This window comes from Amycolatopsis rhizosphaerae (assembly GCF_007713715.1).
Taxonomy (GTDB): domain Bacteria; phylum Actinomycetota; class Actinomycetes; order Mycobacteriales; family Pseudonocardiaceae; genus Amycolatopsis_E; species Amycolatopsis_E rhizosphaerae.
Window position 1 is genome coordinate 1 of the sequence record NZ_VJWX01000368.1, and the last position, 7337, is coordinate 7337.

Consider the following 7337-nt stretch of genomic DNA (forward strand, 5'->3'; position numbering starts at 1 on the left):
GTGCTGGGGCTTTCGGCCTACGGCTACGGCAGCCTCACCGCGTTGCTCGTGCTGTACCTGAGCGAGGAACGGGTGGGCGGGGAGAACCTCGGGCTGGCCGTGTTCGCGGCCGCGTTCCTGCTGACGCGCAGTGTGGGCAGCCCGCTGGTCGACCGCCACGGCGGGCTCGCGGTGGCCCGGGTGGTCCTGGTCGTCGAGGCGGCCGGGCTGGTGCTGCTCGCCGCGGCGCCCGGCGAGGTCGTCGCGCTGCTCGCCACCGCCGTCACCGGTGTCGGCATCGGCCTGATCTATCCCGCGGCCACCTCGGTCACCCTGCACCGCACCGGCGCGCTGGGGCCGGGTGTCGCGGTCGGGGCGATGACCTCGTTCTGGGACCTCGGGATCCTGGTGGCGGGCCCACTCGGCGGACTGGTCGCCGCCGAACTCGGCTACCGGCCCGCCTTCGGACTGGCCGCGGCGCTGGCGGTGCTCGCCTTCGGCGTCACCTACGCGGTGGCGCCCCAGGTCTTGCCGGTGATGCGCTCGTAGGCCTCCTGGTACCGCTGCCGGGTGGCGGCCACGATGTCGGCCGGGACCTCCGGGCCGGGCGGCGTCCGGTCCCAGCCGGTGCCCGCCGCCCAGTCACGGACGAACTGCTTGTCGAAGGCGTACTGCGGGCGGCCCGGCTCCCATTCGTCCGCGGGCCAGAACCGGGAGGAGTCGGAGGTCAGCACCTCGTCGCCCAGGGTGAGCACGCCGTCGGCGTCCCAGCCGAACTCCAGTTTGGTGTCGGCGACGATGATCCCGCGCGAGGCCGCGTGTTCGGCGCCCTTGCGATAGATCTCCAGCGTCAGGTCGCGCAGCCGTTCGGCGGTCTCCCGGCCTTCCTGGCGGATGACGTCGTCGAAGGTGATGAACTCGTCGTGCCCCTCGGTGGCCTTGGTGGTGGGGGTGAAGATCGGCTCGGGCAGGCGGCTGCCCTCGACAAGGCCGGGGGGCAGCGGGACGCCCGACACGGTGCCGTTCCGCTGGTACTCCTTCAGGCCGAGGCCGGCCAGGTAGCCCCGGGCGATGCACTCCACCTGCACCATTTTCAGCGGCTTGCACCGGATGGCGCGGCCGGCGAACTCGGCGGGCACGTCGGTGGTGGAGAGCACGTGATTGGGCACCAGGTCGCCGAAATGCTCGAACCACCAGCTGGACAACTGGGTGAGCAGCGCACCCTTGTCCGGAATCGGTGTGGGCAGGACCACGTCGTAGACCGAGATCCGGTCGGAGACCACCAGCAGGATGTCGTCCCCGTCCTGGTAGAGGTCCCTGACCTTGCCCGCGTGTATGTGCTTCATCGCCCCGTCCTCGGTCGTTTCCGGCCCGTCCATCCTAAACGCCGAGGCACCCGGGGGTTGACCTCCAGTTAGGTAGATGTTCGACGCTGATCGCACCAGGAACCCGAGGAGGGTGTGCGTGCGAGCGATGAGGGTGGACCGGTTCGGCGGGCCGGAAGTGCTGATCGAAACCGAGGTGCCGGAGCCGGTGGCCGGTCCGGGGCAGGTGGTGGTCGAGGTCGCGGTGGCGGCGATCGACTTCGTCCAGACGCAACTGCGGCGGGGCATCAGCCCGGGACCGCCGTTGCCGGAACCACCGTACGTGCCGGGCGCGACCGTTGCGGGAACCGTGGCCGCCACCGGTGCCGGAGTGGACGGCGCCTGGCTCGGCCGCCGGGTCGTCACCCACACGGCAACGGGGTACGGCGGCAACGCCGAACGCGCGCTGTCCACAGTGGATTCCCTGGTCGTGGTGCCGGACACGCTCGGGTTGCCCGAGGCGGCCGCCCTGTTCGACGACGGCGGCACGGCGCTGGCGCTCGCCGGCAACGCCGCGATCGGCGTGGGCGAATGGGTGCTGGTCGAGGCGGCGGCGGGCGGACTCGGCAGCCTGCTGGTGCAGCTCGCGGTCCATGCCGGGGCGCGCGTCGTCGGTGCCGCCCGCGGAGCGCGGAAGCTGGCGCTGGTCCGCGATCTGGGCGCCGAAGCCGCGGTCGACTACAGCGAACCGGACTGGACGGACCAGGTGCGAGTAGTCACTTCCGGTGGCCCCGACGTCGTGTTCGACGGAGTCGGCGGGGACATCGGGCGCGCCGCCTTCGCCATCACCCGGCCCAGAGGGCGGTTCTCGATCCACGGTGCGTCGAGCGGTTCGGTCACCGTGACCGACCCGGAGTCCGAAGTGGACGTCATACCGCTGAGCCAGCTGTTCCCGCTCGCCGCGACGGCGAAGCCCCGGGCGGAGCGTGCGCTCGCGGAAGCGGCCGCCGGACGGCTGAGGCCGGTGATCGGGCAGACCTTCCCGCTCGCCAAGGCCGCGGAGGCGCATTCGGCGATGGAAAACCGCGTCGTGACCGGCAAAACCCTGCTCAAGACACAGGAGGCCGCAGCGTGAGCGGCAATGGCGGAGCCCCGGTTCGCGTGGGCCGACCGGGTGTGGGTGTCCCGCAGGACACGGAGGACCGCATGATCGACCGGATTCCGTGGCCCGTCTGGCGGGTGGCCCTGGTGGTGGTCTTCGGCGGGTTCGTCAGCATGCTCGACACCTCGCTGGTCAACGTCGGCCTGGACTCGATCGCGGCCGATCTCGGTGCTTCGCTGGCGTCGGCACAGTGGATCGCCAGCGGTTACCTGATCGCGCTGGCCGTTTCGCTGCCGCTGTGCGGCTGGCTGGGCCGGAAGGTCGGCGTGGGGCGGCTGTGGCTGTGGTCCTTCGGCGCGTTCACCGTCGCGTCCGGACTGTGTGCGCTCGCCGGAGACCTCGGATGGCTCGTCGCCCTGCGCGTGCTGCAAGGCGTCTCCGCCGGGTTGCTGGTGCCCGCCGGGCAGACCGTGCTCGGCCAGGCCGTGGGGCCCCAGCGGCTCGGGCGTGTGATGAGCATCCTTGGCATCGCGGTCAGCACCGGGCCCGCGATCGGCCCCACCCTGGGCGGCCTGCTGCTGAACTCGCTGTCCTGGCCGTGGCTGTTCCTGATCAACCTGCCGATCGGGGTGGCCGGAATCGGCCTCGGCCTGAAGTACGTGCCGCGCGGCGAGCGGGGCGCCGCGCCGCGCCTGGACTGGAGCGGCCTGATCCTGATCAGCGTCGGCCTGCCGATGTTCGTCTACGCGGTGAGCCGGTGGAGCGAGCGGGCCACGCTCGCCGACACCTCGGTGCTGGTTCCGCTCGTGCTCGGGTTCGCGGGGCTGCTCGCGTTCGCGGCGCGTTCGTGGCGCCGTGCGAACGCGCTGGTCGACCTGCGCCTGTTCCGCGATCCGGTGTTCGCCGCGGCCACCGTGGTCACCGCGTTCGCCGGGGCCACGCTGTTCGGTGCGATGCTGCTGTTCCCGCTGTACTTCCAGGTGCTGCGGGGCGCGGACGTGATCACCACCGGGCTTTCGCTGTTCTCGCTCGGTCTCGGGACGGCGATCGTGGCGCCACTGGGCGGGCGGCTGACCGACCGGTACGGCGGCGGGATCGTCGCGCTGTGGGGGAACGTGCTGACGCTGGTGACGACCGCGCCGTTCGCCTTCCTCGGCGCGCACACGGACGCGGTCACCGTGCAGGCGCTGCTGTTCCTGCGGGGTATGGCGATCGCGCTGGCCACCATGCCCGCCGGTGCGGCGGCCTACGCGGCGGTGCGCCGCGACCAGTTGCCCGACGCCACCACGACGGTGAACATCATGCAGCGGATCGGCGGCGCCCTGGGCGGGGCGCTGTTCGCGGTGGTGCTCGCGGCCGCGCTGCCGCGCGGGGCGGAAAGCGCGTTCCAGCAGGCCTTCTGGTGGGTGAGTGTCGCCTCGGTGGGTTCCGTGGTGTGCGCCGCCTGGCTGTGGCTCGCCCAGCGCTCGGCCCGCGCCGCCCAGCGGACGCCCGCCGCGATGCCGTGAAGGTCCCTTCACGGCTTGGCGTATTCCGGCAGGCGACGGGCGACCTCTTCGGGGGAGGGCATGCGGGCGATCTCCTCGGCGATCGCGCAGGCCGCCTCGCGGTAACCACTGTTTCCCTGGTGTGGCAACAGCTTTCGGGCGTGCTCGGTGATGGCGTCCGCGCTCAGTTCACCGGGGAGGAGGCTCAGCGCGGCCCCCGCCTCGGTGAGCGCTTCGGCGTTGGCGAACTGGTCGGCTCCCTGGGGCAGGATCAGCTGCGGGGCGCCGACGGTGAGCGCGCCGAGAGTCGTGCCGCTGCCACCGTGGTGCACGACCACGTCGACGTGCGGCAGCAGGTCCGCCTGCGGCACCCACGCTTGTACCGTGACGTTGTCCGGCACAGTGCCGAGCCGCTCCGGGGGGACCTGGCCGGCGGCGACGATCACGTCCGCGTCGAGCGCCGACAAGCCCTGGATGGCCGTGGTGAGCACCTCGGGGGTGCCGAATGCGGTGCCGAGCGTGAGGTAGATCAGTGGCCGCGAAGAACGCTCGAGGCGCCACGCGGACGCCGGCGGCTCGGAATAGGGGACGGGACGCAGTGGGATCCGCTCGGCCGTCGCGAGAAAACCCTTGTCCTGCAAGGACGGCGGGCAGATGTCGAGATGGGGCCGGTCGGGGGCACCGGTGGCGGGCCCGGGTGACCGGAGTCCGATTCCTTCGGGAAACAGCCGACCGAACCCGTGCCAGAGACCGGGGACTCCGGCACGGTGCGCGGCGACGGCTGCCCCCGGCACTCCCCATCCGTGCAAGACGAGGTCGGGCCGTAACCGTGCGAGTGCCGGTTCGAGGTCCTCGGCGTAGATCTCGTAGAACGAGTCCGCGGGACGAAAGGGCCGGAGTCCGTTCCTGATCAGTGGTGCGTGGACGTGCTCGCCGACGGCGAAGTGTACCTCGTGCCCGGCGTCCCGGGCCGCGATCGCGAGCGGGATCAGCGGGTAGACATGGCCAACCGAGGCGAGGCTGGCGAAGAGCAGGCGCATGCGGACCATCCAGCCGAGGTCAGAGGGTCACGGCCAGCGCGGTGAGGCGCCAGGTTCCGGGGTCCGGGACACGCTGGGCGCCACCGTCGGCCAGCGCGAGTGCGGGGAAGCGGCGCAGCAGTGCGGTGAGTGCGACCTCGGTCTGGACGCGTGCCAGAGCGGCCCCGAGACAGAAGTGCGGCCCGTGGGCGTATCCCAGGTGGGCCGGCCCGCCTGCCGGGCGGAGCAGGTCGAGGTGCTCGGGATCGGTGAACACGCGGGGGTCGCGGTTGGCGGCGGCAAGCGCGGCGGTGACCGGTTGTCCCTTGCCGATGGGCATTCCGGCAATGTCGGCGTCCTCGCGGGCGTAGCGGGGCAGGGTCAGTAGCTGAGGCCCGCACCAGCGGGTCAGTTCCTCGACGGCGCCGGGCATGAGGCTTTCGTCGGCGCGCAGCGCGGCGAGCGGGCCGGGGTGACCGAGCAGGGTCTCGACCGCGTTGGCGACGAGGTTGGTCGGGGTCTGCCCGGCGAGGACGAGGTGCCAGACGAGGGTGACCAGTTCGGTCTCGCTGAGACGGTCCCGGTCGCCGGCGTGGATGCCGATCAGTTCGGACAGCAGGTCCGCGCCGGGCTCGCGGGTGCGACGGGTGACCGCGGCCATCGCGTCGCGCATGATGGCCGGGATGGCCTGCGCGAACGCGGGGCCGTGTCCGGCGGCGACGGCGGTGCCGTAGGTGCGCCAGGTGGCTCGGTCCTCGGGCGGGATGCCGACCAGTTCGCAGATCACCTCGATGGGCAGCGGCCGGGCGAAGTGGTCCAGCAGGTCCACGGTGTCCCCGTCGGCCTGCTGGACCAGTTCGTCGAGCAGGGTGTCGACGATGCGGGTGATGCGCGGGCGGAACTCCGCGGCGCGTCGCGCGGTGAACGACGGTGAGACGAGCCGCCGTAGCCGGGCATGCTCGGGCCCGTCCATTTCCTGCATGGTCCGCATGTACTTGAGGCAGTGCTCGGGCACGTCCGGACGCAGGTGGTAGCTGCCGGCGGTCAGTTCGAACCGAGGGTCGGTCAACATCGCCTTCGCTTCCTCATACCGGGTCACCGCCCACATCGCGCCGAAGCCCGGTGTCACCAGCCGCGCCAGCGGGCCAAGCTCGCGTGCCCGTCCGTACGCGGTGAAGGGGTCCGACAGGACGGCGGGATCGGACAGGTCGATTTCCGGGATGCTGTTCACCTTGACTCCAAATGATGCGATCAGATGTTCATAGTATTTGAATGCGGACGGTATCCTACTTCCGGCAGGCACGGCAACGAAGGGGCGCGATGGTCCGGCTCAGCAGGGCGCAGATGCAGGAACACAACCGGGCCAAGGTGCTGGCCGCCGCCCGGGACGAGCTCACCGAACGCGGCTTCCGCGACGCCAAGATCGACCAGATCGCCGAACGGGCCGAGCTGACCCGCGGCGCGGTCTACTCCAACTTCCCCAGCAAACGAGCCCTCTACTTCGCGGTACTGGCCCAGGAAGCCGAGCAGGCGGCCGATCCGGAACACCCCCCGACCGCCAGGACCGCCGGTGCGGCGCTGGGCGACTTCGCTCGCGCCTGGATGGCCCAGCTCCCGCTGGCGGTGGAAGACCGGCACAGCGCGAGCAGGCTGGGCCGGGACCTCCTCCCCGAGATCGTGTCCGACGAACAGGTCAGCCAACCGTTCTCGCAACTGACGAGCCTCAGCGCGATCCTGCTCGGGCTGTGCCTGGAGCAGTTGCCATCCCCGGTACGGGTCGCCTCACGGATGGTCCGGGTGGCCGAGATCGCCCTGACGACACTGCACGGCGCCGGCCAACTCGCCGCGGCCGCGCCGGGGTTCGGGGAGCCCTTCGCCGTCGTCCGCGCGTGCGAACAACTCGCCGAGCTCGACCTCGACGACACGTGGCAGCCCGCCCACCTGCCGCACATCGCGCCGGCGCGTCCCACCGACCGGCGATGGACGCCACCGGCCATGACCGACGCACTGCGCGACAAGCCGGCCCGTCTGGACCACGATGGCGTCCTCGCTGTGCTCGGTCTGCATCGGCTGGCCGCCATCGAAGAAGCGCTGCGCGCCGCGCCGCCCGACTCCGCGGTCACCGCGGTCCTGGTCACCGGCAACCCCGGCGAACTCGGCCCTCTCGCCCGCCTGACCATCACCGGCCTGCGCAACTGCCTCAGTGCCGCCGTCGCGCCATCGGCCTGGCCCCGTCTCCGGATCATCCACGACGAATCCGGCGAGCTGGCCGCCGCCGCGGGAGTGTCCGCCGTCAGCGACGCCACCGAGACCGCCGTCCGCATCCAGGACGGCCGGATCGTCGCCCGCGCCGACGGCTACGGCGCATGCCACGCCGCCGCTTCCGACCTACTGCCGTGAAGGGTCCCTTCACAGTCGATATGACTGTGAAGGGACCCTTCACGGC

Annotated in this window: 7 protein-coding genes; 4 read left to right on the top strand and 3 right to left on the bottom strand. The window is 71.7% G+C overall.

Annotated features, from left to right (window positions below; all coding sequences use genetic code 11):
- Positions 1–528 (top strand): MFS transporter (locus FNH05_RS27565; RefSeq protein ID WP_144591733.1); only part of this gene is annotated, 528 nt, incomplete at its 5' end.
- On the opposite strand, the gene FNH05_RS27570 is transcribed toward FNH05_RS27565, so the two are convergent.
- A complete protein-coding gene (locus FNH05_RS27570) occupies positions 486–1325 on the bottom strand; it encodes a phosphoribosylaminoimidazolesuccinocarboxamide synthase (protein WP_144591735.1) in 840 nt (279 codons plus the stop codon). The genes FNH05_RS27565 and FNH05_RS27570 overlap by 43 nt on opposite strands.
- A 127-nt stretch (positions 1326–1452) precedes the next feature.
- Between FNH05_RS27570 and FNH05_RS27575 the strand changes: the two genes are divergently transcribed.
- A complete protein-coding gene (locus tag FNH05_RS27575; RefSeq protein ID WP_144591739.1) occupies positions 1453–2418 on the top strand; it encodes a zinc-binding dehydrogenase in 966 nt (321 codons plus the stop codon).
- 71 nt (positions 2419–2489) lie between these two features.
- Positions 2490–3893: a DHA2 family efflux MFS transporter permease subunit gene (locus tag FNH05_RS27580; protein WP_144591737.1), complete on the top strand. Its 1404-nt coding sequence runs from the start codon at positions 2490–2492 to the stop codon at positions 3891–3893.
- Between the two features lie 8 nt (positions 3894–3901).
- Here the strand turns inward: FNH05_RS27580 and FNH05_RS27585 are convergent, their stop codons facing one another.
- Positions 3902–4912, bottom strand: a complete 1011-nt coding sequence (locus FNH05_RS27585; RefSeq protein WP_144591741.1) for a glycosyltransferase — start codon at positions 4910–4912, stop codon at positions 3902–3904.
- 19 nt (positions 4913–4931) lie between these two features.
- Positions 4932–6122 carry a cytochrome P450 family protein gene (locus FNH05_RS27590; RefSeq protein ID WP_144591738.1) on the bottom strand — a complete coding sequence of 397 codons (1191 nt, stop codon included), beginning with the start codon at positions 6120–6122 and terminating at the stop codon, positions 4932–4934.
- Between the two features lie 89 nt (positions 6123–6211).
- Between FNH05_RS27590 and FNH05_RS27595 the strand changes: the two genes are divergently transcribed.
- On the top strand, positions 6212–7291 hold the full coding sequence (locus FNH05_RS27595) for a TetR/AcrR family transcriptional regulator (protein ID WP_144591743.1): 1080 nt from the start codon (positions 6212–6214) through the stop codon (positions 7289–7291).
- Positions 7292–7337: the final 46 nt, after the last annotated feature.